This window comes from Aeromonas sp. SrichE-2G (assembly GCF_017939565.1).
GTDB classification, from domain to species: Bacteria; Pseudomonadota; Gammaproteobacteria; order Enterobacterales; family Aeromonadaceae; genus Aeromonas; species Aeromonas taiwanensis.
The window spans coordinates 255,188-281,524 of sequence record NZ_JAGKRG010000053.1 but is presented as its reverse complement, the minus strand read 5'-3'; the positions used below and the strand labels follow the sequence as shown (position 1 = coordinate 281,524).

24 protein-coding genes, 2 tRNA genes and 1 other annotated feature (1 of these 27 running past the window's edge) are annotated in these 26,337 nt (G+C 63.5%); of the genes, 12 read left to right on the top strand and 14 right to left on the bottom strand.

Annotated features, from left to right (window positions below):
- Nucleotides 1-75, bottom strand: a sequence feature (Thr leader region); it reaches 60 nt to the left of the window's first position.
- A gap of 68 nt (nt 76-143) precedes the next feature.
- Complete coding sequence (locus tag J9885_RS17715) at nt 144-851, bottom strand: tRNA/rRNA methyltransferase (RefSeq protein WP_134695822.1); 708 nt, start codon at nt 849-851, stop codon at nt 144-146.
- Between the two features lie 195 nt (nt 852-1,046).
- Here J9885_RS17715 and aceK point away from each other — a divergent pair, with 195 nt between their 5' ends.
- Nucleotides 1,047-2,774, top strand: a complete 1,728-nt coding sequence (gene aceK / locus J9885_RS17710; protein ID WP_210550227.1) for a bifunctional isocitrate dehydrogenase kinase/phosphatase — start codon at nt 1,047-1,049, stop codon at nt 2,772-2,774.
- Between the two features lie 105 nt (nt 2,775-2,879).
- On the opposite strand, the gene J9885_RS17705 is transcribed toward aceK, so the two are convergent.
- Nucleotides 2,880-3,269: an META domain-containing protein gene (locus tag J9885_RS17705; protein ID WP_043759018.1), complete on the bottom strand. Its 390-nt coding sequence runs from the start codon at nt 3,267-3,269 to the stop codon at nt 2,880-2,882.
- Between the two features lie 166 nt (nt 3,270-3,435).
- Here J9885_RS17705 and J9885_RS17700 point away from each other — a divergent pair, with 166 nt between their 5' ends.
- Entirely contained in the window at nt 3,436-3,912 is a 477-nt protein-coding gene (locus tag J9885_RS17700; protein WP_043759016.1) for a hypothetical protein, read from the top strand.
- A 4-nt stretch (nt 3,913-3,916) separates the two neighbouring features.
- Here the strand turns inward: J9885_RS17700 and J9885_RS17695 are convergent, their stop codons facing one another.
- Together J9885_RS17695 and J9885_RS17690 are read right to left on the bottom strand one after the other, a co-directional pair.
- Complete coding sequence (locus J9885_RS17695; protein WP_134695825.1) at nt 3,917-4,396, bottom strand: putative 4-hydroxy-4-methyl-2-oxoglutarate aldolase; 480 nt, start codon at nt 4,394-4,396, stop codon at nt 3,917-3,919.
- A gap of 118 nt (nt 4,397-4,514) precedes the next feature.
- Nucleotides 4,515-4,910, bottom strand: coding sequence for a DUF3293 domain-containing protein (locus J9885_RS17690; RefSeq protein ID WP_210550226.1), 396 nt, complete (start codon nt 4,908-4,910; stop codon nt 4,515-4,517).
- Nucleotides 4,911-5,295: 385 nt separating this feature from the next.
- Here J9885_RS17690 and arcA point away from each other — a divergent pair, with 385 nt between their 5' ends.
- A complete protein-coding gene (gene arcA, locus J9885_RS17685; protein ID WP_010673581.1) occupies nt 5,296-6,015 on the top strand; it encodes a two-component system response regulator ArcA in 720 nt (239 codons plus the stop codon).
- Nucleotides 6,016-6,147: 132 nt separating this feature from the next.
- Here the strand turns inward: arcA and J9885_RS17680 are convergent.
- Nucleotides 6,148-6,222 (bottom strand) — tRNA-Gly (locus J9885_RS17680).
- Between the two features lie 91 nt (nt 6,223-6,313).
- Nucleotides 6,314-6,387, bottom strand: a tRNA-Gly gene (locus tag J9885_RS17675).
- A gap of 201 nt (nt 6,388-6,588) precedes the next feature.
- Here J9885_RS17675 and cydD point away from each other — a divergent pair.
- The 4 genes from cydD to J9885_RS17655 all read left to right on the top strand — a co-directional run bounded on the left by cydD (nt 6,589) and on the right by J9885_RS17655 (nt 11,079).
- Complete coding sequence (gene cydD / locus J9885_RS17670; protein ID WP_210550225.1) at nt 6,589-8,370, top strand: cysteine/glutathione ABC transporter permease/ATP-binding protein CydD; 1,782 nt, start codon at nt 6,589-6,591, stop codon at nt 8,368-8,370.
- Complete coding sequence (gene cydC / locus J9885_RS17665; RefSeq protein WP_210550224.1) at nt 8,363-10,108, top strand: cysteine/glutathione ABC transporter ATP-binding protein/permease CydC; 1,746 nt, start codon at nt 8,363-8,365, stop codon at nt 10,106-10,108. Before cydD ends, cydC begins: the two co-directional genes overlap by 8 nt.
- 202 nt (nt 10,109-10,310) lie before the next feature.
- Nucleotides 10,311-10,682 carry an Rcs stress response system protein RcsF gene (rcsF, locus tag J9885_RS17660; RefSeq protein WP_210550223.1) on the top strand — a complete coding sequence of 124 codons (372 nt, stop codon included), beginning with the start codon at nt 10,311-10,313 and terminating at the stop codon, nt 10,680-10,682.
- 10 nt (nt 10,683-10,692) lie between these two features.
- Entirely contained in the window at nt 10,693-11,079 is a 387-nt protein-coding gene (locus J9885_RS17655) for a DUF488 family protein (protein WP_210550222.1), read from the top strand.
- Between the two features lie 72 nt (nt 11,080-11,151).
- On the opposite strand, the gene J9885_RS17650 is transcribed toward J9885_RS17655, so the two are convergent.
- The gene (locus J9885_RS17650) at nt 11,152-12,132 is read right to left on the bottom strand and encodes an NAD-dependent epimerase/dehydratase family protein (protein ID WP_210550221.1); all 981 of its coding nucleotides are present in this window, start codon (nt 12,130-12,132) and stop codon (nt 11,152-11,154) included.
- Nucleotides 12,133-12,340: 208 nt separating this feature from the next.
- Here J9885_RS17650 and tsaA point away from each other — a divergent pair, with 208 nt between their 5' ends.
- On the top strand, nt 12,341-13,048 hold the full coding sequence (tsaA, locus tag J9885_RS17645) for a tRNA (N6-threonylcarbamoyladenosine(37)-N6)-methyltransferase TrmO (RefSeq protein WP_210550220.1): 708 nt from the start codon (nt 12,341-12,343) through the stop codon (nt 13,046-13,048).
- 62 nt (nt 13,049-13,110) lie between these two features.
- On the opposite strand, the gene J9885_RS17640 is transcribed toward tsaA, so the two are convergent.
- From J9885_RS17640 to J9885_RS17630, 3 genes are read right to left on the bottom strand one after another with little or no spacing between them, the layout of a single operon-like run.
- Nucleotides 13,111-14,232, bottom strand: a complete 1,122-nt coding sequence (locus J9885_RS17640) for a beta-ketoacyl-ACP synthase III (protein ID WP_210550219.1) — start codon at nt 14,230-14,232, stop codon at nt 13,111-13,113.
- Between the two features lie 55 nt (nt 14,233-14,287).
- Complete coding sequence (locus J9885_RS17635) at nt 14,288-15,451, bottom strand: VWA domain-containing protein (protein WP_210550218.1); 1,164 nt, start codon at nt 15,449-15,451, stop codon at nt 14,288-14,290.
- Nucleotides 15,452-16,294, bottom strand: coding sequence for a MoxR family ATPase (locus J9885_RS17630; RefSeq protein ID WP_210550217.1), 843 nt, complete (start codon nt 16,292-16,294; stop codon nt 15,452-15,454).
- A gap of 163 nt (nt 16,295-16,457) precedes the next feature.
- On the opposite strand from J9885_RS17630, the gene cysK reads away from it, so the two are divergent.
- The 4 genes from cysK (at nt 16,458) to crr (ending at nt 20,452) form a co-directional block, all read left to right on the top strand.
- Entirely contained in the window at nt 16,458-17,426 is a 969-nt protein-coding gene (gene cysK / locus J9885_RS17625) for a cysteine synthase A (RefSeq protein ID WP_210550216.1), read from the top strand.
- Nucleotides 17,427-17,869: 443 nt separating this feature from the next.
- Nucleotides 17,870-18,127: an HPr family phosphocarrier protein gene (locus tag J9885_RS17620; protein ID WP_005303128.1), complete on the top strand. Its 258-nt coding sequence runs from the start codon at nt 17,870-17,872 to the stop codon at nt 18,125-18,127.
- A 44-nt stretch (nt 18,128-18,171) separates the two neighbouring features.
- Nucleotides 18,172-19,899 carry a phosphoenolpyruvate-protein phosphotransferase PtsI gene (gene ptsI, locus J9885_RS17615; RefSeq protein ID WP_043758998.1) on the top strand — a complete coding sequence of 576 codons (1,728 nt, stop codon included), beginning with the start codon at nt 18,172-18,174 and terminating at the stop codon, nt 19,897-19,899.
- Nucleotides 19,900-19,942: 43 nt separating this feature from the next.
- Entirely contained in the window at nt 19,943-20,452 is a 510-nt protein-coding gene (gene crr, locus J9885_RS17610) for a PTS glucose transporter subunit IIA (RefSeq protein WP_010673569.1), read from the top strand.
- Nucleotides 20,453-20,670: 218 nt separating this feature from the next.
- Here the strand turns inward: crr and J9885_RS17605 are convergent, their stop codons facing one another.
- The 4 genes from J9885_RS17605 to J9885_RS17590 form a co-directional block, all read right to left on the bottom strand.
- Nucleotides 20,671-24,423, bottom strand: a complete 3,753-nt coding sequence (locus J9885_RS17605) for an AAA family ATPase (protein ID WP_210550215.1) — start codon at nt 24,421-24,423, stop codon at nt 20,671-20,673.
- Nucleotides 24,420-24,557, bottom strand: coding sequence for an exonuclease SbcC (locus J9885_RS17600; protein WP_210550214.1), 138 nt, complete (start codon nt 24,555-24,557; stop codon nt 24,420-24,422). The genes J9885_RS17605 and J9885_RS17600 overlap by 4 nt, the downstream gene beginning before the upstream one ends.
- Complete coding sequence (locus J9885_RS17595; protein WP_210550213.1) at nt 24,554-25,780, bottom strand: exonuclease SbcCD subunit D C-terminal domain-containing protein; 1,227 nt, start codon at nt 25,778-25,780, stop codon at nt 24,554-24,556. The genes J9885_RS17600 and J9885_RS17595 overlap by 4 nt, the downstream gene beginning before the upstream one ends.
- A 105-nt stretch (nt 25,781-25,885) precedes the next feature.
- Nucleotides 25,886-26,314 carry a GNAT family N-acetyltransferase gene (locus tag J9885_RS17590; RefSeq protein ID WP_134695839.1) on the bottom strand — a complete coding sequence of 143 codons (429 nt, stop codon included), beginning with the start codon at nt 26,312-26,314 and terminating at the stop codon, nt 25,886-25,888.
- Nucleotides 26,315-26,337: the final 23 nt, after the last annotated feature.

Here is a 26,337-nt window from a genome sequence, read left to right as displayed (position 1 = left end):
AGCGCATCAACCGGCCCCAGTGCCACCTGTGGTGGTACCGGTAATAATGGTGGTGGTGATGACGTTGGTGAATAGCTGCATGACGAACACTCTTGAACGAAGCTGGCTTTTAGCAATACCGCGCCGGACGTCGGGCTGTCAACCTAAACCTCCTTGCCAAACTTGCGGGCGAGGTCTTTGCAGAGCAGATGGAGCATATTCAGATCCCGTTGCGGCAGCATGGGCACTCGGTCCATCACCCACTGATGCAGTTTTTCATCCTGCGAAACACCGAGATCATTAAGCAATTCTGCTGTTTTTGATTTCAGCACGCGAACCTGCCCGGTGCTCTCAAAATTTTCTGCTACCGACCGGGATTCGTCGACCGGCTGGTCATCCAGCAGGGGGCTCAGCTCATAGGCGTACAGCATGATCGCCTGCCCCAGGTTCAGGGACGGGTAGCTCACCTTGAGGGGCAGGTAGCTGATGAGATCGACCTGGGCGAGCTGCTCGTTGGAGAGGCCCGACTCCTCGCAGCCAAACACGATGGCCACCTTCTCAAGGGAGGGCTTGGCGCGGATCTGCTCGCGAATTTCCCCCGGGGTGAGGTAGTGCTGGTAGCGGCCGCGCTGGCGGGCCGTGGTGGCGATCACCAGATCCATGTCGGCCAGCGCCTCTTCCAGGGTGTCGAAGGCCGACGCCTCAGCCAGGATCTCCTGCGCCCCGTGGGCCACCCAGCTCGCCTCCTCCTCTTCGTGTACCCGGCTCCCTACCAGCCGCATGGCATCGAAGCCCATGGTTTTCATGGCGCGGGCGGCAGCCCCCACATTGGCGGCGCGGGCGGGTGACACCAGCACAAAATAGAGTTTCATCGGGTTCTCTCCTGGATGGGGCCGACGCCGCGAACGGCTGCGAAACGCCGGCAAAACAGGGGCGCAATCTACCGTTTATCCCCGAAGATTGCCACTTGAACAGATGTTTGGATGTTGCCATAGTGGCCCAGGGAGTGACCCGTTTTGCTCCTGGCACAGATGCCATCGGCCCGCCAGATCACAAGGAAGAGAGAGATGCAGCAGCCATTGGAGCAGGCCGTCGCCGAGACTATCCTGCAACGCTTCGAGTCGTTTTACAGCCGCTTTCTCGAGATAACCCAGGGCAGCAAGAGCCGCTTCGAGAACAGCGACTGGCTGGGGGTGCAGCTCGCCGGGCGCGAGCGCATCCGCCTCTATGATCACCACGTCGGCGCCACCACGGCCCAGATCAAGCAGATGATGGGGGAGCATCACGCCACCCAGTCCCTGCTCAAGCAGGTGAAGGGGGCCTTCAGCGATCTGCTGCCCCGCTGCGAAAACTTCGAGGTGGCGGAGTCCTTCTTCAACTCCGTCTATCGCCGGATCTTCCGCCATCGCAACATCCGCGACGAGAACCTCTACATCCACCCCTTCGTGAGCCGCGGCGATCATCCCGACCTGAGCGCCCTGCTGCGGGTCTATCGCACCGATCTCGCCCACCTGCCCCAGACCCTGAGCCAGCTGCTCGGGGATTACAGCTTCACCCTGCCCTATGAGGACAAGCAGCGGGACATCATCGACATCCACCGCCACCTGGCCGAGAGCGGCCCCGCCATCCTGCAGGAGGAGCCGTTCGCCATCGAGCTGCTCAAGGAGGTGTTCTATCGCAACAAGGGGGCCTATCTGGTGGGGCTCATCAGGGTGAAGGGGCAGGTGCTGCCCTTCATCCTGCCCCTGCTCAGCACGGGCCAGAGCATCTATGTGGACACCGTCATCTTCGAGCCGGAGCTGGCCTCCATCGTGTTCGGCTTCGCCCGCGCCTACTTCATGGTCTATGCCCCAGTGCCGGCGCTCTTCGTCGCCTTCCTGCGCCAGATCATGCCCCGCAAGCCGGACTACGAGATCTACAACGCCATCGGCTGCCAGAAGCACGGCAAGACCGAGCTCTATCGCCACTATCAGCAGCACCTGGCCCAGAGCCGGGAGCAGTTCGTCATCGCCCCCGGCATCAAGGGGATGGTGATGAGCGTGTTCACCCTCCCCTCCTACGACGTGGTGTTCAAGGTGATCAAAGACGAATTCACCCCGCCCAAGGAGGTGAGCCACGAGCAGGTCAAGGAGAAGTACCGCCTGGTGAAACAGCACGACAGGGTGGGGCGCATGGCCGATACCCAGGAGTTCACCAACTTCGAGTTTCCGCTGGACCGCATCTCCCCGGCGCTCCTGGCCGAGCTCAAGGCGGTGGCCCCCTCGGCCCTCACCATCACGGCCGACAAGCTGGTGATAAGACACCTCTATACCGAGCGCAAGATGATCCCGCTGAACCTCTATCTGGATCAGGCGGACGAGCAGCAGACCCGGCTCGCACTGGAGGAGTACGGCAACGCCATCCGCCAGCTCGCGGCGGCCAACATCTTCCCCGGCGACATGTTGTTCAAGAACTTCGGGGTGACCCGCCACGGCCGGGTGGTCTTCTACGACTACGACGAGATCTGCTACATGACGGAGTGCAACTTCCGCCAGATCCCGCCACCGCGCTACCCGGAAGACGAGTGGAGCGCCGAGCCCTGGTATTCGGTGGCGCCGAACGACATCTTCCCCGAGGAGTTCGCCACCTTCCTGCTGCAAAAACCCCAGGTGCGGGAGATCATGATGCAGCTGCACAAGGAGTTGTTCGATGCCAACTACTGGAAGCGGCTGCAGAGCAACATCAAGGAGGGGGTGTTCGAGGACGTCTATCCCTACCGGCGCAAGAAGCGCTTTCGCTTTCAGCGGGGGGGCTGACCCTCGGCCCCGCGATCAAAAAGGGACGCCACGGCGTCCCTTTTGCACATCCCTGTCACACTGTGGTGCGGGCGTTGGTCTGCGACAGACTCTGACGGCACCAGATTATTTGACGGCGTTGAAGGTCAGCAGCGTCGCCTTGCCGGCATCCTGGAGCACCAGCTGATCGCCGGTCACCTGGAAGCCTGCCACCTTCTCCAGCGCTTTCAGGTAGTCCATCTCCTTGCTCATCTGATCTCCGATGCACATCATGCGGGTCGCCCCGATGGGACCGAGCGTCAGCACGCCGTCGCCCTGCTGGGTAATGCCGCCAAAGTAGCGGTTGCAGCCGCCCTTGCCCACAACCTTGTCACCGGCAAGCTGCAGGGTGAAGGTGTCACCGCTCGCCCCTTGCAACTGCCAGGTCGATGCCTGCAGTTCGGCCATTGTGGACCCCGTCGTCATGGCGCAGCCTCCCAGGGCCAGTGCGGCCAGCAGGATCAGTTTTTTGTTCATGAGTTCACCTCGTGATGGAGATTATCGTGAAGACACAGAGTGAGGGGCCTGTGTAACACGACTCCTCCCCCCGTCAAAACTCTTTTATTGTGATCGGGGTTCCCTTTACAGCCCGCTGGCATGTGCCATGCTTGTAGTCCTGTTCGGGCCCAAGGAGGGGAAACGAATGGCCAGGTCTCTCGTCATCGCACTCGCATCCAGCCTCGCCTTCTCGGCCCAGGCCGCCGACTGGAGTTTTCTCCAGACAGATGCAGACAACTCGCTCTACGTGAAGAGCTATTCCGGCATCCTGCTCGGCAATCAGGCCCACCCGGGCGACAACTTTGACATCTGGCTCATCAATACCGGCTACCAGTATCCGGTGGAGGACGACATCAGCCTCTACATGGAGGCGGGGCCCGCCATCGGCACCGACAGTGACCGAGCCGGCTTCAATATCAGCTCAGGGGTGCGCTATCGCGTCTCCCCCTCCCTCAACATCGGCAGCCAGCTCAAGCAGCTGGAGGTGAGCAAGCCCAGCACCCTGGTGGAGCTCAACAGCAGCCTGCTGGTGACGCCGCAACTGGCCATCACCGCCAACTACGGCGTCAGCGCCTTCAGCACCGAGCAATTCCTCACCCTGGGCGTGGGCTTCAACTTCTGAGGCCTCAGAGCAGGCGTGCGCCGCTCACCAGCACACCGTTGAGGTCGGCGTAGACATAGTCACCCGGGGCTATGGTCACGCCGGCAAAGGAGACCACCGCATCCAGTGTACCCAGCCCCCGTTTCTCGGTCTTGACCGGGCAGGGCGCCAGCGCCTTGACCCCGAGCGCCAGCGTGGCCAGGGTGCCCACATCGCGCACCGCGCCGTTGATCAGGATCCCCTCCCACCCCTGCTCCACCGCCTTGATGGCCAGTTGATCCCCGAGCAGTGCCCGGCGCAGGGAGCCTCCCCCGTCGATGACCATCACCTTGCCCTGGCCGGGCCGGTTCACCAGCTCCCGCACCAGGCTGTTGTCCTCGAAACAGGAGAGGGTCACCGCCTCGCCGTGAAACAGCGCTTTGCCGCCATAGTCGTGAAACAGGGGATCGGCCACCTGCAGGGTGTCACCGTGTTGATCGCAAAGGTCGGGCAGTAGGTCCAGCATGCTCATCATCCTTCCATGGAGTGAAATCTGTGCGCTCATTCTTTCATCATGGGGAGGGTCTGACAATCCGGGACCTGGGCAGCCCGTCCAGATGGGTGAGCTCTTACTCTCCCCTTCGTCACGCAGAAGGGCGGATCCGCCAGCGGGACGCCAGCCGCCCCAGATGGCAGGGCGCCCCCTGGAGCAAAACGGGCACCAGCCAGAGCTCACCGCCCTCCACCCAGTAGAGGGCATTCTGCCCGAAGCGGGCGGCCAGCCTGACGGCTTCGGCCTGCGAGAGTGGCAACAGCAGGGAAGCCTCCTGCCAACGCTCGTCTTCATCGCTCCCCCACACCGGCAGGACGGGGAGCTCGTCCACCTGCCGCATCAGGGCCCGCTGGCGGCGGGCATTGCGACGCGGCGCCACCCAGCGGCTGGCCGGGTTCCAGGCCGTGACGATGGCATAGGCAGGCCAGTCCGGCGGTGCAGAGGGGGCAATGAAGCACACTTTTCTGTAGTTTTCCCACAAAGTCATGTCAACCACATGTTACATCCCATTACATTTATTAAGGGCGAAAAAGCGGGCCAGCCCAAGTATGATGCAGCGAACTCGGGGATTGACTTATATCAAACCCGAGTTAAAAAGTTGCTATCTGACGGCAAAGAGTGTTGTTATGCGCCTGTTAACTGATAAAATGCAGCAACTTTTGTAATGGACTACCTCTCCGGACACCTCTCGATCAGACTTGTTGAGAGCCTATGGATGGCACAGGGACGCTTGCCAACATAGTTACCAAATTCGCGATGATTCGACCTGATTTTCATACCCAGGATGACGTAATAAATTTTCAGGACCGGTCGGATAACGCCAAAGAGTGTTAAAATTTCGATAATTAACTGATAAGAATCTGGGAATACTCATGCAAACACCACATATTCTGATCGTCGAAGACGAGCTGGTCACCCGCAATACACTCAAGAGCATCTTCGAGGCCGAAGGCTACATCGTGCTGGAAGCCAACAATGGCGACGAGATGCACCAGGCCCTGACCAGCCATACCATCAATCTGGTGATCATGGACATCAACCTGCCGGGCAAGAACGGTCTGCTGCTGGCGCGCGAACTGCGTGAGGATGACAATATCGCCCTGATGTTCCTGACCGGCCGTGACAACGAGGTGGACAAGATTCTGGGCCTGGAGATCGGTGCCGATGACTACATCACCAAGCCGTTCAACCCCCGCGAGTTGACCATCCGCGCCCGCAACCTGCTGAGCCGCACCATGAACGTGGCCGCCGGTGGCGAAGAGAAGAAACTGGTGGAGCGTTACCTGTTCAATGGCTGGGCCCTGGACATCAACAGCCGCGCGCTGGTCAGCCCGGCGGGCGACATGTTCAAGCTGCCGCGCTCCGAATTCCGTGCCATGCTGCACTTCTGCGAAAACCCGGGCCAGATCCAGACCCGTGCCGAGCTGCTCAAGAAGATGACCGGCCGCGAGCTCAAGCCTCACGACCGTACCGTGGATGTCACCATCCGCCGCATTCGCAAGCACTTCGAGAGCGTGGGCGACACCCCCGAGATCATCGCCACCATCCACGGTGAAGGCTACCGTTTCTGCGGTGAGCTGGAGCAGGAATAAGCCGGCTCCCGTGTGTGAAGCGAGAGGCGCCTGTTGGCGCCTCTTCTGTTTGTGGCAGCCACTGCAGTAGAGGCGTGAAAGAAGCGCAAAACAAAAAGCCCACTCGACGGAGTGGGCTTTTTGCATGAACGCTGGAGCGGGCAGCGGGAATCGAACCCGCATCATCAGCTTGGAAGGCTGAGGTAATAGCCATTATACGATGCCCGCTAGGCATCTAAACCTGCTGGTCTGATGGGTCATCCCATGACAGAGAGCGATTCGGCGGAGGTGATGACAAGCTTGGTCATCATCTGGAATGTGGAGCGGGTGATGGGAATCGAACCCACGTATGCAGCTTGGGAAGCTGCCGTTCTACCATTGAACTACACCCGCGTCAGTGGCCTCTACTATATGCATTTTGCCGCCGAGCGCAATCACCGACTTCGCATTTTTTGCCATAAATCAAGCTGTTCGGCCAACTATTGAGCATGAAGCTGGTTTTTCAAACAAAGGCGCCCACAGAGCCGGATTTGCAAGGTTGCCAAGCCGTGGGGGCGACGATAGTCTTGCGCCACTCATTTGAGGAGGCGGTGAATGGACAAGAACAGGCAGAAACATCTCTATGGCTGGTTGCGCAAGCAGTCGGGCCATGGCCGACGCTGGATCGGTTTTTCCATCGCCCTCGGGCTGGGTCAGGGCGTCCTGATGGTGATGCAGGCCTGGCTGCTGGCGACCCTGCTCCACGGTTTCATCATCGAGGGTTCGACCCCTGAGCAATCCGCCCCCCTCTTCGTCAGCCTGCTGCTGGTGACCCTGACCAAGGCCGCACTGGCCTATGGGCGCGAGGTGGCCAGCTTCAAAGCGGGCAGCGCGGTGCGTCAGGCCATTCGCGAGCTGGTGCTCACCCGCCTCGCCCGCCTTGGCCCCGCCTATATCCAGCGCCGCCCCGCCGGCAGCTGGACCAGCCTGCTGCTCGAGCAGATCGAAGAGATGCAGGATTTCTTCTCCCGCTATCTGCCCCAGATGGCCATAGCCGTCTTCATCCCCCTGGTGATCCTGGTCTCCGTCTTCCCGGTCAACTGGGCGGCGGGCCTGATCCTGCTCGGCACCGCCCCCCTGATCCCGCTCTTCATGATCTTGGTGGGTGTGGGCGCCGCCGATGCGAACCGCCGCAATTTCCAGTCGCTGGCACGCCTCTCCGGTCACTTCCTCGATCGCCTCAAGGGGTTGCGTACCCTGCAACTCTTCATGCGCACCCGGGCGGAGGGTGACGCCATCCGCGACGCGTCGGAAGATTTTCGCGAGCGCACCATGGAGGTGCTGCGCCTCGCGTTCCTGAGCACCGCCGTGCTGGAGTTCTTCGCCGCCATCGCAGTGGCCCTGGTGGCCGTCTATTTCGGGTTCTCCTATATAGATCACCTCAACTTTGGCAGTTATGGCGTCAAGGTCACGCTCTTTACCGGCCTGTTCGTGCTCTTCCTCGCCCCCGAGTTCTACGCCCCCCTGCGAGAGCTCGGCGCCCACTACCACGCCAAGGCGCAGGCCATCGGCGCCGCCGAACAGCTGCTGGAGTTTCTGGAAGCCGAGGTCAGCGAGCCGGCCTCGGGAACGACCCCCTTCCACGCCCAGGGTCCCATCCGGGTGGAGGCTTGCGCCCTGGAGGTGCTGAGCGCCGAGGGCAAGGTGCTGGTCGGCCCCCTCGATTTCACCCTGGAAGCCGGCACGCGCACCGCCCTGGTCGGCATCAGCGGGGCGGGCAAGAGCTCCCTGGTCAACGCCCTGCTCGGCTTTGCCCCCTATCGCGGTTCCCTTCGCGTCAACGGCGTGGAGCTCCACACCCTGGACATCAGCCAGTGGCGCATGCAACTGGGCTGGCTCTCCCAGAATCCGCAGCTCTTCCACGCCTCCTTGCGAGACAACCTGCTGCTGGCCAAGCCCGCTGCGAGCGATGCGGAGCTCGAGGCGGTGCTGACTCGGGCAGAGGCCTGGTCCTTCGTCAAGGAGAAGGGGCTGGACTACCGCGTCGGGGATCAGGCCGGTGGTCTCTCCGTCGGTCAGGCACAGCGCATCGCCCTGGCCCGCACCCTGCTCAAGGAGACCCAGATGATGGTGCTGGATGAACCCACCGCCAGCCTGGATCGCCACTCGGAGCGCGCCATCATGGGCACGCTCGAACAGGCCGCACAAGGCCAGACCCTGCTGATGATCACCCATCGCCTCGACCAGCTCAGCCAGATGGACAACATCCTGGTGCTGGAGCGCGGCCAGCTGGTGGAACAAGGCCAGTTCGCACGGCTCAGCGAAGCCCGCGGGCCCTTCGCCCGCCTCCTGTCCCAGCACCAGTCACAAGGTTTCGGAGACTCTCTCGATGACTGATCTACTGCCGTTCCTGCGTCTCTATCGCCAGCACTGGCTCAGCCTCTCCCTGGGCCTGCTGCTGGCCCTGGTCACCCTGGTGGCCGGCATGGGGCTGCTCTCCCTCTCGGGCTGGTTCCTCTCCGCTGCCGCGGTGGCCGGGCTGGCCGTCGCCACCCGGGACACCTTCAACTACATGACCCCGGCGGGCGGGGTGCGCTTCTTCTCCATCGTGCGCACCGCCAGCCGCTGGGGCGAGCGGGTGGTGAGCCACGATGCCACCTTCCGGGTGCTGACCCGGCTGCGGGTCTGGTTCTGGGAGAAGCTCTCCCCCCTCTCCCCCGGCTCCCTGGCCGGCTTTAGGCAGGCGGACTTGCTCAACCGCCTGGTGGCCGACATCGACGCCATGGACCACGTCTACCTGCGCCTCATCACCCCCATAGGAGCGGCGCTGCTGAGCTGTGCCGGGCTGGTGTTCTTCCTCTCCTTCTTCGACAGCCGCCTCGCCCTGACCCTGGGCGCCATCCTGCTGTTTGGCATGCTGGCCCTGCCCCTGGTCTTCTACTTTGCCGGGCGCGCACCGGGCCGCCGGCTCATCGCCGAGAAGTCCAGCCTGCGCACCCGCCTGGTGGACTATCTGGACGGTCATGCCGAACTGCAGATGTTCGCCGCCGCCCCCGGGGCGCTCGCCGAGTTGCAGCAGGCGGAACGGGCTCTGATCCAGGCCCAGGCCCGCATGGCCAGGGTCAGTGGTCTGGCCGCGTTCTCGGTCCAGCTGCTGAGCGGCTGGACCCTGACCCTGATGCTCTGGCTGGCCGGTCACGGCGTCGGGGGCAGTGTCCCCGACCCCATCACGGCGCTGATGGTGTTCGCCACCCTGGCGAGCTTCGAGGCGCTGCTGCCGCTGGCGGGCGCCTTCCAGCACCTCTCCACCAGCCTCACCTCGGCCCGCCGCCTCAACGAGATCCTGCAGGAGGCCAAGGCGCCTGCGTGGGGAGAGGATCAGGCCCCCGCCAGCGCGGGCGCCTTGCAGGTGCGAGATGTCCATTTCACCTATCCGGACCAGGACGGCCCCGTGCTGCAGGGCTGCACCCTGCAACTGAACGCGGGCGAGAAGCTCGCTCTGCTGGGGCAGACCGGCTGCGGCAAGTCCACCCTGATGGGGCTGCTGACCCGGGAGTGGACGGCGCAGTCCGGGGAGATCCTGCTGGACGGCAGACCCCTGACCCAGTACGGCGAGGACGCGCTGCGCGCCTCCTGCTCCGTCGTCAGCCAGCGGGTCCACCTGTTTGCCGATACCCTGCGCGGCAACCTCAGGCTGGCCGCCCCCAACGCCAGCGATGAGCGGCTGACGGAGGTGCTCACCCAGGTGGGTCTCGCCAGCCTGCTTGAGCATGAGGAAGATCAGACCGAAGCCGGGCTGGACGCCTGGCTCGGGGATGGTGGCCGTCCGCTCTCCGGCGGTGAGCGCCGCCGTATCGGCATCGCTCGCGCCCTGCTGCACGACGCGCCGCTCTGGCTGCTGGACGAGCCGACCGAAGGGCTCGACAGCCAGACCGAGCGGGAGATCATGGATCTGCTGCTGACCCTGGGGGCAAATCGCACCCTGCTACTCATCTCCCACCGTCTGCTGGGACTGGAGCGGATGGACAGGGTCGCCCTGATGGAAGAGGGGCAGATCCGCCTGTGTGCCCCGCATCAGACGCTGCTTGCCGACGACTATTACCGCAGCCTGCACCAGCGGCTGGCTCCGGTCTGATCGCAGTCACCCGAGGGGCGCCGGTGCGCCCCTCTCTCATCCAGAGACCCTGCTCACCAACGACGACTACCGCAGCCTGCACCAGCGTGCTCGCTTCTGCCTGATCCTCGTCACACCCTTCCCACCAGGCCAAAAATGGGGCTGGTCGCAGGCAGCGACTGGCCCCTATAATGCCCCTCTCACCGTTCAACAAGACATCGACATGAAACGCCTGATTCTATTGCTGCCACTCATCACCTCCGGTTGCGCCGACTTCTCCTTCAACAGCAATCTGGACAAGGAAAACTTCGACGAATACTTCAAGCCGGGCAGCGTCCGCATCTACGAGCCAAGCGAGCTCGCCGATCTCAACTACCTCTACCTTGGCACCGTCGAGGGGGAATCCTGCCAGAGCGATGCCAATCAGGCGGTGCCCAATGCCGGCGAGGCGCGCACCCTGGCCCGCCGCCGCGTGGCGGACATGGGCGGCAACGGTGTCAGCTTCGACAAATGCGCCGAGTTCAGCGACGTACCGGGCTGCCTGAAGCAGGTGATCTGCTACGGCCAGGCACTGAAAGTGGCCGAAGAGAAGTAAGGAGCCCGCCATGGCACTGGCCATAGTGCGTCTCGGCAGCCCCCGCCTCGCGGACGAGGGGCTGCGTATCGGTACCGTGCGCCGCCCGCCCCGCGGCGTGCCCAAGGCGGAGTTCGCCAGCCAGGATTGGTACGACGTCTGGTTCCCGAACCTGGCCCCCAGCGCCGAGACCATGAAGCTGGGCCAGAGCGCCGAGACCCCGGCCCAGTGGACGGCCTTCTGCAAGCAGTACAAGGCCGAGATGGCCGTCCCGGCCGCGAGGCACGATCTGGCCCTGCTGGCCGCCCTCTCCCACACCACCAACCTGTCGGTCGGCTGCTACTGCGAGCAGGAGTCCCGCTGCCATCGCAGCGTGCTGAGGGCACTGCTGGCCGAGTGCGGCGCGCTCCTGCGCTGACGCCCGAGGCAAAATGAAAAAAGAGAGGGCACCGGGGTGCCCTCTCTTTTTTATTGCCCTGTACTCCCTTATTCAGGCCTCCCCCAGCCGCCGGCGCAGCGCCTCCTCCTCTGCCCGGCTCATGCCCGCCAGCGGTCCCTGCGGGTTGCTCGCGAGCCACTCCACCAGATCGGCCACCGTCTCCTCCAGGGGGCGGAAGTTCAGGCCGTGGACGATGGCGGCCTCGGCGCTGATGCTGCCATAGCCCGCATACTCCGCCTGGGTGCTGGGCAACAGGGTCGGGTAGCTCTGCCAGGGCTCGACCCCCGCCTTTATCAGGGTGGCCCAGGGCCGCCACTGGGGTTGCAGTGCCGTCGCCGGCACCAGTCGGGCGGCGAGGCGTTCCACCCAGTCCGCCAGCGCGATGCCGGGCTTGAGCAGATTGAAGCACCCCTCCAGCCGTTGCTCGGCAGCCCGCAGCACGAACTCGGCACAGTCGCGCACATCAAGGTATTGCAGCCTGTCCTGCCCCTCCCCCGGCAGCAGCCAGGGCCCTCCCTGCTGTACCCGCCTCACCCACCAGGCCAGGCGCCCGGTCGGGTCGAAGGGGCCGCAGAGCACGCCGGGGCGCAGGATGCAGAGCCGCTCGCCCCAGCGCTCGCGATAGGCCGCCTCGCACCATACCTTGAGCGGGCCGTAATCGGTCGGGAGCGGATCCCCCATCTCATGCAGCGGCGCCGACTCATCCATCTCGGGCCGGGCGAAGTCACGATAGACGCTGATGGTAGAGATGAAGATGACCCGCTCGCAGCGCCCGAGCAGGACGTCTGAGAGCCTTTCTGCCTGCTCGGGGCGATAGCAGCAGGTGTCGATGGCGAGATCCCAGTGCAGCCCGTCCGCCTGCAGGGGCGTCAGGTCGAGATCCCTGTCCCCCTGCAACCGGGTCAGCTCGCGCCAGTCCGGGTGCTGGCGGTGGCCGCGATTGAACAGCGTCACCTCGTGGCCCCAGTCCAGGGCCAGCGAGGTCAGGTGGCGGCCCAGGAAGCCGGTGCCGCCGATAATCAGCAATTTCATCCCTGTCTCTCCTGTGCGGCGTGGCGCCCTGGCCACGTCCGGCATCTCCTTTGCGCACCACCCTACGCAAGTTCACGCCCGGGCACAGCCCCGCGCCCCCGGGTCTGCGACCCGGATCACAGGGGGGCGGCAACGCCCCGGCCGCCAGGGTGCCTGCGTTTTCGGCCCGCCTGTGCTACATTGCCGGGGTTTTCAGCCAGGACCCGCCATGAAGTTCGACATCGATACCCTCGGGATCATCCGCTCTCCCTACAAGGAGAAGTTCGCCATCCCCCGCCAGCCCGGCCTGGTCACCTCGGCCCGCGCCCGCCTCGAGCTGCTTCCCCCTTACGATCAGCAGGACGTGCTGCGCGGCATCGAGCAGTTCTCCCATCTCTGGATAAGCTTCGTGTTTCACCAGACCATGGCCCAGGGCTGGCATCCGACGGTGCGCCCGCCGCGCCTCGGCGGCAACGAGCGGGTCGGGGTCTTTGCCACCCGCTCCACCTTCCGCCCGAACCCCCTCGGCCTCTCCGTGGTCGAGCTGCACGGCGTCGGCCGGGCACGGGGCAAGCTCTGGCTGGAGCTGGGGGCGGTGGACTTGCTCGATGGCACCCCCGTCGTCGACATCAAGCCCTACATTCCCTATGCCGACAGCCTGCCTCACGCCCGTGGCGGCTTCGCCCCGGATGCCCCCACCCCGCCGCTGTCGGTGAGCTTCAGCCCCCAGGCCGAGCAGCAGCTCGCCCCCTGGCTCAAGGCCCACCCAGAGCTGCGCCAGCTGGTGAGCGAGGTGCTGGCCCAGGATCCGCGCCCTGCCTACAAGCAGGGCAAGCCGGACGACAAGGAGTATGGGGTCAGGCTGTTCGACGTGAACGTGCGCTTTCGCATCAGCGAGCCGACGTGCGAGGTGCTCGCCATCGAGCCTGCGAACTGAGCGCCCCGAACAGACAAAAAAACCACCCGTACGGGTGGTTTTTTTCTGCCTGACGATGGCCCTCAGCGACGTTGCAGCAGCAGGCTGCCGATGGAGTAGCCGGCCCCGAAGGAGCAGAGCACGCCGCGAGCCCCGCTCGGCAAGTCCTGGTTGAACAGGTGGAAGGCGATGACCGAGCCCGCCGAGCTGGTGTTGCCGTAGCGGTCCAGGATCACCGGCGCCTCCTGCTGGCTGGCATCGTGGCCCAGCAGCTTGCGCCCGATGAACTGGTTCATGGTGAGGTTGGCCTGATGGAGCCAGAGCCGGCTCAAGTCGTCCGCCGCCCACCCCTGCTCGTCGAGCTGGGCGGCAATCTGATCGCACACCAGGGGCAGCACCTCCTTGAACACCTTGCGCCCCTGCTGGCGGAACAGCTTGTCGTCCCCGTAGCGGGTGCGCGGACTGAAGCGGTTCAGGAAGCCGAAGTTGTTGCGGATGTTGTTGGAGTACTGGGTCACCAGCTTGCTCGCCACCAGCTGCCAGGGGTTGGCCACCTTGCAGTCGGATTCCCGCTCCAGCAGCACGGCGGTGCAGGCGTCGCCGAAGATGAAGTGGCTGTCTCTATCTCTAAAGTTGAGATGCCCCGAACAGATCTCCGGGTTCACCACCAGCGCCAGCCGGGCCGAGCCCGCCGCCAGCAGATCCGCCGCCGTCTTGATGCCGAAGGTGGCGGAGGAGCAGGCCACGTTCATGTCGAACGCCATGCCGCCCGCCCCCAGATAGTGCTGCAGCTCGATGGCCAGCGCCGGGTAGGGGCGCGGCATGTTGGAGGCCGCCACTATCACCAGGTCGATCTCCCCCGGCTCGCGACCGGCGGCGATCAGCGCCTGCTCGGCGGCCGCCACCGCCATCTCCACCATGATGGAGGGCTGCTCATCCGGACGCTCCGCCAGCAGGGGCTGCATGATGTCGGGATCCAGCACTCCTTCGCGGCTCACCAGATAGCGGCTCTTGATGCCGGAGGCCTTCTCGATGAACTCGCAGCTCGAGTGCTGCTTGGGAGAGAGCTGGCCCGCGTCGATGGCGGAGGCGTTCTCCTCGTTGTAGAGATCCACGTACTGGTTGAAGGCGGCCACCAGCTCTTCGTTGCTGACGGCATGGGGCGGGGTATAGAGGCCCGAGCCACTGATTACGATAGAGGTCATCTTTGCTCCTGGCCGGGTGCAGTCCCGGCTTGTCTGTTTTTTAGGGTTCAGAGGGTCACAGCTGGTCGATCGCAGCGGAGAGACCAGCCAGCGTCAGCGGGTGCATGCGCCCGCCAACCAATTCATTCATCAACTTGATGGAGGGGTGCCAGAGCCACTCCTGCCTGGGCAGAGGGTTGATCCAGACCATCCTGGGGAAGTGGTGCTGCAAACGCTCGAGCCACACCTGCCCCGGCTCCTCGTTCCAGTACTCCACGCTGCCCCCAGGCCAGGTGATCTCGTAGGGGCCCATCTTGGCGTCCCCCACGAAAATCACCCGGTAGTCGCTGCCATAGGTGCGCAGCAGCCGCAAGGTGTCGAAGCGCTCCTCGGTGCGCCGGGCGTTGTCCTGCCAGACGAAGTCGTAGAGGCAGTTGTGGAAGTAGAAGAACACCAGGTGCTTGAACTCGTGGCGCAGGGCCGAGAAGAGCCGCTGCACCTCGGCCACGTGGGCATCCATAGAGCCGCCCACATCGAAGAAGACCAGCAGCTTGACGCCGTTGTGGCGCTCGGGCCGCAGCTTCACATCGAGCCACCCCTGACGGGCCGAGCTCTGGATGGTGTCGTCGAGATCCAGCTCGGAGGGGCTGCCCTTGCGCACCCAGCGTCTGAGTTTGCGCAAGGCCAGCTGGATGGCGCGCTGGCCCAAAGCGTTCTCCTCGCTGAAGTTGCGATAGTGGCGCGCCTCCCACACCTTGGTCCCCCGGCCATGCCGGCCCTCTCCCCCCAGGCGGATCCCTTCCGGGTGATAGCCGCCGTGACCGAACGGGCTGCTGCCCCCCGTGCCCACCCACTTGTTGCCGCCGGCGTGGCGCTCCTTCTGCTCGCGCAGACGCTGGTTGAGGGTCTCCAGCAGCTTGTCGAGACCGCCAAGAGATTGCAGCAGGGCTCTCTCCTCCTCGCTCAGCAGCCGCTCGAACTCCTGGCGCAGCCACTCCTCCGGCAGGCTTTCCGGCAGCAGGGGGATGGCATCCAACCCCTCGTAATACTCGGCGAAGGCGCGATCGAAGCGGTCCAGGTGTCCCTCGTCCTTGACCAGCACGCAGCGGGCGAGCAGGTAGAACGCCTCCATGTCGACGCTGGCCAACCTGCCCCCCAGCGCCCCGTGCAAGTCCAGCAGCTCCCGCAGGCTGCAAGGAAGCTTGTGGCGGCGAAGATGGAGGAAGAAGTCGATGAGCATTCAGCCGCCGCGGCGCGCCAGGAAGGCGAGCTTCTCGAAGAGGTGCAAGTCCTGCTCCGTCTTGAGCAGGGCGCCGTAGAGGGCGGGCACCAGCTTGCCCGGCTCCCGGGCACGCAGCGCCTCGGGGGCGATGTCATCGGCAAGCAGCAGCCGGATCCAGTCCAGCAGCTCGGAGGTGGAGGGTTTCTTGCGCAGCCCCTCGACGGCGCGCAGCTCGAAGAAGAGCTCCATCGCCTCGCTGAGCAGGCTCTCCTTGAGGGCCGGGTAGTGCAGACGGACGATGGCCTCCATCTCGGCCTTGTCGGGAAAGCGGATGTAGTGGAAGAAGCAGCGGCGCAGGAAGGCGTCCGGTAGCTCCTTTTCGTTGTTGGAGGTGATGATGACCACGGGGCGCTGGCGCGCCTTGACCCGCTCGCCAGTCTCGTAGACGTCGAACTCCATGCGATCCAGCTCCAGCAGCAGATCGTTGGGGAACTCGATGTCGGCCTTGTCGATCTCGTCGATGAGGAGCACAGGCCGCTGCTGGGCGGCGAAGGCCTGCCACAGCTTGCCACGGCGGATGTAATGACCTATCTCCCCCACCCTCGGGTCCCCGAGCTGGGAATCCCGCAGCCGGGCCACCGCATCGTATTCGTAGAGCCCCTGCTGGGCCTTGGTGGTGGACTTGATGTGCCAGCTGATGAGGTCAGCACCGAGCGAGGCGGCCACTGCCTCGGCCAGCACCGTCTTGCCGGTACCGGGCTCACCCTTGATGAGCAGCGGCTTCTCCAGCACGATGGCGGCGTTGACGGCCATACTCAGTGACGTTGACGCGAGATAGCGGTCGCTTCCTGCAAATCCCATGAGATCCATTCCTTTGGTCGCCCGGGCACCGGGAGGCCCTTCGGCGAGAGAGAATAAATTCTATATGTTCTAATAACATATTGTTATAACGATTCGTCACTTCTCATTCAGAAACCACAGGTTAATCTTGTTTCATCGCCTTAACAAACACAGGGATAGCACCATGAGCAAAATTTTTGAGGACAACAGCCAGACCATAGGCAATACCCCGCTTGTTCGTCTCAACCGTGTTACCAAGGGCCGCGTGCTGGCCAAGATCGAGAGCCGCAACCCGAGCTTCAGCGTCAAATGCCGTATCGGTTCAAACCTCATCTGGGATGCCGAGAAACGCGGCGTGCTGACCAAGGGCAAGGAGATCATCGAGCCTACCAGCGGCAACACGGGCATTGCCCTGGCGTTCGTGGCCGCAGCCCGTGGCTATCCCATCACCCTGACCATGCCGGCCACCATGAGCCTGGAGCGCCGCAAACTGCTCAAGGCCCTGGGAGCCAATCTGGTGCTGACCGAAGGCCCCCTCGGCATGAAAGGCGCCATCGCCAAGGCCAACGAGATCCTCGAATCCGAGCCCGGAAAATACGTCCTGCTGCAACAGTTTGAAAACCCGGCGAACCCGGAAATCCACGAGAAGACCACAGGCCCCGAGATCTGGGAGGCCACCGATGGTGATATCGATGTCTTCGTGGCTGGCGTCGGCACCGGCGGCACCATCACCGGGGTATCCCGCTACATCAAGCAGACCAAGGGCAAGGCCATCGTCTCCGTGGCGGTCGAACCCAGCGAGTCCCCCGTCATCAGCCAGAAGCTGGCAGGGGAAGAGATCAAACCGGGTCCGCACAAGATCCAGGGCATCGGTGCCGGCTTCATCCCTGGCAACCTGGACTTGAGCCTGCTGGACCGGGTCGAGCAGGTGAGCAGCGACGAGGCCATCGAGATGGCTCGCCGCCTGATGGAAGAGGAAGGGATCCTGGCCGGGATCAGCTCCGGCGCCGCCGTGGTTGCCGCCAACCGTCTGGCCGAGCTGCCGGAGTTCGAGGGCAAGACCATCGTCGTCATCCTGCCGAGCGCCGCCGAGCGTTACCTCTCCAGCGCCCTCTTCGCCGGCGTGTTCAGCGAGCAAGAGCTGCAACAGTAGTTGATCTGCTTACATCAAAACGACGGCGCTCCTCGGAGCGCCGTTTTCATTATGCGCTAAACTCAATAGCCATCAGCGTCAGTCGGCCCCTTATTTTTTGGGGTAAAATAACAAACTCCGTCATGACAAAAAAAGCAGACATTCTGTGATAAATCTCATATCCTGTGCGGCGTCACGAGGTGTTTACCGGCTAGGTATCACAAGGTAACAAAGTGTTATTTTTCGTTATAAATTAATTTCAGGCCAGTCCTGACGCGGCTTGTAGCGCGACAACGAAAAAAGACCTGGCCAAAACGCCGAATACTGCACAGAAAATTGACCTGGATTAAACCATTGCAGGTCTGATTTCGTTACTTTACAACATATCCATACTGACACGGTGAGACAGGAAGCCTCATTAGCGACCATCTCTCCACACAATATCAATAATATGGGGTGAAACCATGTACGAGAAGTCTGTTGTTATTACTGCTGAAAACGGCCTGCACACCCGTCCTGCAGCTCAGTTCGTGAAAGAAGCCAAAGAATTCCAAAGCGAGATCACTGTGGTCTCCGGTGGCAAATCCGCCAGCGCCAAGAGCCTGTTCAAGCTGCAGACCCTGGGTCTGACCAAAGGCACCAACGTGACCATCCAGGCCGACGGCCCGGACGCTCAGAAAGCCGTTGAGAAGCTGGTTGCCCTGATGGACGAGCTGGAGTAATCCAGCTTTATTCCTCCCCCACAGTCGTTTTAATAGGAAGGATTATGATATCTGGCATTCTTGCGTCCCCCGGTATCGCATTCGGCAAGGCGCTTCTTCTGAAAGAAGATGAAATCGTTATCAATCAGGGCAAGATTTCTGCCGACCAGATTGATGCCGAGATCAACCGCTTCCTCGAAGCCCGCACCAAGTCAGCCGCCCAGCTGGAAGCCATCAAAGAGATGGCCGGTCGCACCTTCGGTGAAGAAAAAGAGGCCATCTTCGAAGGCCACATCATGCTGCTCGAAGATGAAGAGCTGGAAGGGGATATCAGATCCTTCATCAAGGACAACAAGGCATCCGCCGACAAAGCCATCTTCGAGGTGATCGAACAGTACGCCAAGATGATGGCCGAGCTGGATGACCCTTACTTGCGCGAGCGTGCCACCGACTTCCGCGACATCGGTACCCGTCTGGTCAAGAACGTACTGGGCATCGCCGTTGTCAACCTGAGCACCATCGACGAAGAGGTCATCCTGGTCGCCAAAGACCTGACCCCGTCCGAAACTGCCCAGATCAACCTGAAATACGTGCTGGGCTTCGTCACCGACATCGGTGGCCGTACCTCCCACACCTCCATCATGGCCCGCTCCCTGGAGCTGCCGGCCGTTGTGGGCACCAACGACATCACCGAGCGCGTCAAGAACGGCGACATGCTGGTACTGGATGCGATCAACAACCAGGTCATCATCAACCCGACCGCCGATCAGCTGAACGAAGCCAAGAAGTTCCAGGCCCAGTTCCAGGCCGAGAAAGACGAGCTGGCCAAGCTGAAAGATCTGCCCGCCATCACCCTGGATGGCCATCAGGTCGAAGTGTGCGCCAACATCGGTACCGTCAAGGATACCGAGGGTGCCATCCGCAATGGCGCCGAAGGCGTGGGTCTGTACCGCACCGAGTTCCTGTTCATGGACCGTGACGCGCTGCCGACCGAAGACGAGCAGTTCAAGGCCTACAAAGAAGTGGCAGAGGCCATGCCGGATCAGCCGATCATCGTCCGCACCATGGACATCGGCGGCGACAAAGAACTGCCCTACATGAATTTCCCGAAAGAGATGAACCCCTTCCTGGGCTGGCGTGCCGTGCGTATCTTCTTCGATCGCGCCGACATCATGAACGCCCAGCTGCGGGCCATCCTGCGCGCCTCCGCCTTCGGCAAGCTGCGCATCATGTTCCCGATGATCATCTCCGTCGAAGAGTTCCGCAGCCTCAAGGCCACCGTGGAGACGCTGAAAGCCGAACTGCGTGCCGAAGGCAAAGCCTTTGATGAATCCATCGAAGTGGGTATCATGATCGAGACCCCGGCCGCGGCCGTCATGGCTCATCATCTTGCCAAGGAAGTGGATTTCTTCAGTATCGGTACCAACGACCTGACCCAGTACACCCTGGCCGTCGACCGTGGTAACGAGATGATTTCCGCCATGTACAACCCGCTGTCACCCTCCGTCCTGACCCTGATCAAGATGGTGATCGACGCTTCCCATGACAATGGCAAGTGGACCGGTATGTGCGGTGAACTGGCTGGTGACGAACGTGCCACCCTGCTGCTGCTGGGTATGGGTCTGGATGAGTTCTCCATGAGCGCCATCTCTGTACCGCGTATCAAGAAGCTTATCCGCAACACCAACTTCGAAGATGTGAAGGCAATGGCAGACCAGGCCCTGAGCTATGCGACCGCCGCCGAAATCGAAGCCTGTGTAGATAACTTTATTAAGCAGAAGGCAGTCTGCTAAGATCGGCTGCAAACAGCGACAATCATCTCTAGGAGCTTTTACTATGGGTCTGTTTGATAAACTGAAGAAACTGGTTTCCGACGACAGTTCTGATACCGGCGGCATCGAAATTTTTGCCCCGCTGTCCGGCGAAATCGTGCCCATCGAAGATGTGCCTGACGTTGTCTTCGCCGAGAAGATCGTCGGTGACGGCATCGCCATCAAGCCGGCCGGCAACAAGATGGTTGCTCCGTGCGACGGTACCATCGGCAAGATCTTCGAGACCAACCACGCGTTCTCTCTGGAATCCGACTCTGGTATCGAGCTGTTCGTTCACTTTGGTATCGACACCGTCGAACTGAAAGGCGAAGGCTTCACCCGTATCGCTCAGGAAGGTCAACAGGTCAAGCGCGGTGACACCATCATCGAGTTCGATCTGGCCGTGCTGGAAGCGAAAGCGAAGTCCACCCTGACTCCTGTGGTCATCTCCAACATGGACGAGATCAAAGAGCTGGTGAAGATGACTGGTGCCGTGACCGTGGGCGAGACCCCGGTGATCCGCATCAAGAAATGATGCCCCTGGCCTGGTGCCAGTGACCGCAAAAAACCGAAGCCTGGTGCTTCGGTTTTTTTATGCCTGACTGTCGTAAACCCCGGCGTTGGATAAGAGATACGGCCCCTCATACAGGCCCTATGCCGGTGGGAAAGGGATCCTCATTCATCCCCCATTGAAAAAGCCAGTCCGGCATCCCGGACTGGCTTTTTAGGATCTTGAGCCTGACAGACCCAGGCTCAGGGCAACACCACCCGGCTTTCGCCGCCGCCGAGGGCCTCCACCCTCACCTGCACACCGATCCGCTCCACCAGGGTCTGCACGTGGGAGATGACCCCTATCTGGCGACCGGCCGCCTGCAGGGAGTCGAGGCTTGAGAGCGCCAGATCCAGGCTGTCGGGATCGAGCGTACCGAAGCCCTCGTCGATGAACAGCGATTCGACCTGGGTCTGGCGCGATGACAGGCTGGAGAGGGCCAGCGCCAGCGCCAGCGATACCAGGAAGCTCTCGCCGCCGGAGAGGGAGTCCACCGAGCGCACCTCGTCCCCCATGTCGAGATCCACCACCTGAAGTGCCAGATCGGTGCCGGGCACCCGCTCCAGCCGATAGCGGGGGGAGAGCTCGGCAAGCTGGGCGTTGGCCTCCAGCAGCAACCGCTCCAGGGTCAGGCTTTGGGCGAAGGTTCGCAGCTTGGCACCGCTGGCCGAGCCGATGAGATCGGAGAGTCGCTGCCAGTGATCCGCCACCGCCTGCTGGGCGGCTAGCTCCTCCTGCAAAGTACCCGCCTTGAGGGCAGCCGCCTCGGCCTGGGCCAGCGTGCTCTTGCACTGGAACAGCTGCTCGTCGAGGGCGCGGCAGTGCGCCTCCAGCGCCGTCAGTCGGCTGTCGAGCTCCTCTGGCGCCAACGCGGCCAGCTCGGGGTGATGCTCGCGGTAACGATCCCGCTTGCTCTCCTCCAGCGCCAGCGCCCGCTGCCGCTCGGTCAAACGGGTACGCGCCTCGGCGCGGGCATCCTCCAGCGCTTGCAAGGCGGCGCGCCGCGCCTTGAGCTCATCCGGGCTCATGGCCAGCAGGCGGCGCAGGTCATATTCGGCGATGCCAAGGCTACTGGCGTGAGCTGCCCAGCGCCCCAGCACCTCCCGCCGCCGCCGGCTGCTCACCTGCTTCTCCTGCTCCAGATGGCTGAGACGGGTCTTGAGCTCGGTCTGGCGCTCGCGCAGGGTTCGTGCCGCCCCCTGCATCATCTCCAGCTCGCTGGCCAGTTGCTGCAGCCGCTGCTGCCAGCGATGTTCAACCAGGGCAATCTCCTCCCCCCCCAGACAGGTGGCGCGGCTGGTGACCAGCCCCTGCCGTTGCTGTTCATGCTCCTTGTAGTCGCGCTCGAGCTTGTGCAGCAGCTCGCGCTGGGTCTGCAGACGCGCCTCCTGGGCGCTCAGGGCCGGGGTGAGGCTGGCAATCTCGCCGGCCAGCCGCTCCCACTCGCTCTGGCCGTGCAGCCAGGCCTCGCAGGCCCGCTGCCACTCGTGCCACTGCTGGCTGCCCAGCCACTGACGCCAGGGCTGGCCCCCCATCTGCTCATCGAGCCGGTTGCCCCCCTGCTCGAGGCGCTGGCGCAGGGTCGTCTCCTGCTCGCCCATCGCCTTCACCTCCCCCTCCAGGGCGATGCGCTGGCGGTCGGCCTCCTGCCACTGCTGCTCGAACTGCTGGTGCTGGCTGGCCAGCTGGCTCAGCTGCTGGCGCACGGCCTGCAACTGCTGCTGCCCCTGCTGGGCCTCACGCAGTTGCTGCTGGCTACGGGCCAGCCCCTGCTCCAGGCTCTGGCCACGGCCCAGCAGGGTATTCATCAATTCATTCCACTCGATCGGGCTCTGACCTAGCGGCAGCGGATGGCCGAGCAGGGTATCGCCCCCGAGCTGCTGCCAGCGCAAGGTCAGCTGCTCGGCACGGGTCTCCAGCTCCGGCAGATGTTGCTGGCGCACCGCCAGCTGACGAGCCAGCTCCTGGCGCTCGCTCTCGCACTGAATGTATTGGTGATTGAGCCGATCCCACTCGAGCTCGAGGCCGCGGGCGCGCTCCGCCAGCTGGCCCAGAATGCCCGCCACCGGCGGCTGGCTCTGGTGATAGGGGTGCTCCTCGGCGCCGCACAGCGGGCAAGGTTCACCGTCGCGCAAAATGTGGCGATACTGCTCGAAACTGGCGATGGCACGGGACTGCTCCAGCGCGTGGCGCGCCTCGTCCCGTTGCAGGGCGAGCCGCTCACGGGCCGGCGCTAGCTCGTCGCCGAGAATGGCCAGCTTGCCGAGCGCCTGCTCAAGCTGGGCTATCTCCTGTTGCAGGCGACCATGCTGCTCGCCGTGATTGCGGCCATAGTCCGCCAGCTCCAGCAACTGGCGCAGCTGGCCCAGCTGTTCGGTCTGCTGCTGCCACTGCTCCTGCGCCTTGGCCAGGCGCCCCTCCCACTGCTGCTCCTGCAGTTCGTGCTGTTGCTGCTGCAACCGCTCCTGCTCGCGCTGCCAGTAGTCGCGCTCCTGCTGCCCCTGCTCCAGCTGGTGCTGCAACTGCCTGAGGGCACGCAGCTTGTGTTCGCGCAAGGTGAGCAACTGCTGCAGCCTGCCTGCATCCTCGGCCCAATCCTGCATGGCGGTGAGCAGGGGCTGCCACTGGCGGGCCACCGGCGCCAGCTCCTTGTGCTCTTCAAGCCAATGCCCCCACTGCTGGTGCTGGGCCTTGAGCTGCTCCACCTGCTGGCGCTGCTGGTGCCAGCCCTGCTCAAGGGTGAGCTGCACCTCCCGCTCCTGCGTCCCCTCCAGCTGGATCTTCTGCAGTTGCTGCTGCTTTTCCCGAATGCGGGTATCGAGCTCCTGCGCCCGCTTGAGCTCGGGCTGCAGGGCCCCCCACTCGCGCTCGGCGGCGATCTTCTCTGCCAGCAGCTGCTGTTCGGTGAGGGCGCTCTGCTGGGTCTGCTCTTCCAGCTTGCCAAACTCGGGACCGAGCTCGGCCAGCAGTTTCTCCTGCTGCTGCACCTCCAGGGTGAGGCGAGCCAGCTCGTCGTGATCGGCGCGAGCCACCTGGGCCTGCTCGGCGCGGGCGAACTCCTCGCGCTCCGGGGCGGCCGCACCATGGGCCGCCTCGGCCGCGGCCAAGGCCACCCCCCCCTCCTCACAGGCCTGCAACTGGGCAGCGATGCGACCATTGAGATCGCGCAAGTCCTGCATCAGCTGCTGTTGTTGCTGCTCGTGTTTGAGGCTAGTGGCGAGGCTGACCTGCTGGATCACCCACTGCTCGCGGGTCGCCTCGTCCATCAGTGTCACATCGTCGAGCCGCTGGCTGATGGCGGCCAGTTTCTGCTGCTCCTCCCGCGCCCGTTCATGGGTTTGAATGGAAATGGCGGAGTAGAGCTCGGTGCCGGTCATCCGTTCGAGCAGGGCCGAACGCTCGTCGGCGCTCGATTTGAGGAAGGCGGCAAACTCCCCCTGCGGCAGGATGACGGCGCGGCGGAACTGCTCCCAGGAGAGCCCCACCAGCTCGTCGATACGCTCCTGCAGCTCCCGCTTGCTGCCACTGAACACCTGACCCGACGCCACGTCGGTCAGGCTGCGCTCCTGGGCCTGAAAGCGCCCCTCGGCGCGGTTGCGGGCCCGGCGCACCGCCCAGCGGGCCAGCCAGACCCGGCCGTCGCAGCCGCGAAACTGCACCTCGGCAAAACCGCTGGCGTGGCCGCGGCTGAGGATGCCGCGCACGTCGTTGGCCTTGAGCTTCTCCTCGTCATCCATGCGGCCCACTTCGGCCACGTTCTTGCGATTGGCGATAAAGCGCGGCATCTCGTCATAGAGCGCCAGACAGATGGCATCGAGCAGGGTGCTCTTGCCGGCCCCCGTGTTGCCGGTGATGGCAAACAGGCCGGCGGCCCCCAGGGCGCCACCGGCAAAATCGATGGTGAATTGACCGGTCAGGCTGGCGAGGTTCTCACCACTCAAAGAGAGGATCTTCATACGCCACACGCCTCCATCCATACCGACCCGATATCGCGCGTGCTCTTGCCCCCATCAGCCCGGGTATTGCCGGTGATGGCAAAGAGGTCGGTCAGGCTGGCCAGATTCTCCCCTGACAGCGACAAGATTTTCATGCATTGGCCTCCTTCACTTGCTCCAGGATCTCTTCAAACGACGCCACCAGCTCAGCCTCCGGCTCTCCGTCAAACTGACGCTGATAGCAAAGGCGGAACACTTCTGTGGGGGAGAGCTCATCGAGCCGACGCTGGCCGGCACCGTCCGCCAGCCCCTGCCCCGAGCCCTGATAGCTGGTCGTGATGCGGGCCAGACGCACCGGCTTGTCCGCCAGGGCTGCCAGCACACGCTCGCGGATACGGGCCTCGGGTTTGGGCAACAGCAGCCGCACCTCGAGGAAGGGCTGTGCCTGCTGCGAACGAACGGGCAACTCCAGCGCCTCGATGGCCTGGAGCGCCTCGTCGAGGCCGCTCTGGGGCAGCCGGATCATCTCCACCGCGCGGGGTACCGGGATCCGCTCAAGCCTAGCCAGCTTGCCTCCCACAAACGTCACCTCCAGCACCTGATGGTTGTAGTTCGCCTCGGCCAGCGAGAGGGGCAGCGGTGAGCCGCTGTAGTGCACTCCCTCGGCCGGGCTCTGGGCCAGGTGCAGGTGACCCAGCGCCGTGTAGTCGGCAGCGGCAAACAGCTCGGCAGGCAGGGCGTGCTGGTTGCCGCCGAGCACCCGCCGCTCGGAGAGCTCGGAGAGCTGGCCCGCCGCCAGATAGGCGTGGCCCATGGCGATGAGGGCCTGATCCGGATTGCAGCGCGCCCGCCCCTCCGTCAGCACCGCCTCATAGACCTGGCGTACCCCTTCGATGAGCCTGTCCTGCCCTTCGTTGAGCCCTTCCGGGCGCAGATCGCTGCTGCGCAGAAACGGCACGGCGGCGCACCAGGCGGCCACCTCGCCGTCTTTGCCCCGCAGCGGCACCAGCAGGCGCTCGGTCTCGAGGCGCCCCTCGTCGTCCCGGCTGATACTGCCCACCAGATGCAGGTCGAAGGCGCGCAGCAGCTCGTGGGGGGCATCCAGCTTGGAGGGGGAGTCGTGGTTGCCACCGATGAGCACCATCTCCAGTGCGGGATGGTCGGCGCGCAGCCGCGCCAGAAAGCGATAGAGCTGCTGCCAGGCGCTGGCAGGGGGGTTGGCGGTATCGAACAGATCGCCCGCCACCAGCAGGGCGTCGATGTCGCGGGTCTTGATGGTATCAGCCAGCCAGTCGAGGAAGGCGTCGTGTTCGAAGCGGCGGTCGTGGCCATGGAGTTGGTGGCCAAGGTGCCAGTCGGCTGTATGCAGGATCTTCATGAAAAAGCGGCTCGAAATGAAAGAGGAGGCAGCAGTGCCGCCCGATGCAGACAAGATGAGGATATGCCCCTCGCTTTTCAAGCAAAAGGGAGGTGACCGCCAGAGTCAGACGGGCTGGTAGTGCATCTCGTACTGGAGGTGTTGGGTCAGGGGATCCGCCACTTCCTCCCCGATCAGAAAGCCGTGGCGTCGATAGAAGCGCACCGCCGGCTCGTTTTCCACGAAGACCCGGGTATGGAGCGCCCGCCCCCGGGACTTGGCCTGCTGCAGCAGGGCATGTCCCACTCCGCGCCCCTGCCTGTCGGGGCGCACGAACAGGGCGGCGAGGTAGTCGTCCACCAGCGCCATGAAGCCGAGCAGATCGCCGCGCTCCTCGAACACCCAGATACGGGCGTGATCGAGATAGCGGGTACGGAGCTCCTCCTGAGCCTGCCACCAGCAGGAAGCGTCGACGAAATCGTGGGCCTGCAAGGATGCCAGCAGCCAGATCTCGACGATCTCTTCCATGTCTTCCGGCCGGCTCTGTCTCAACATAGTCGCATCCTTGTTAACAATTC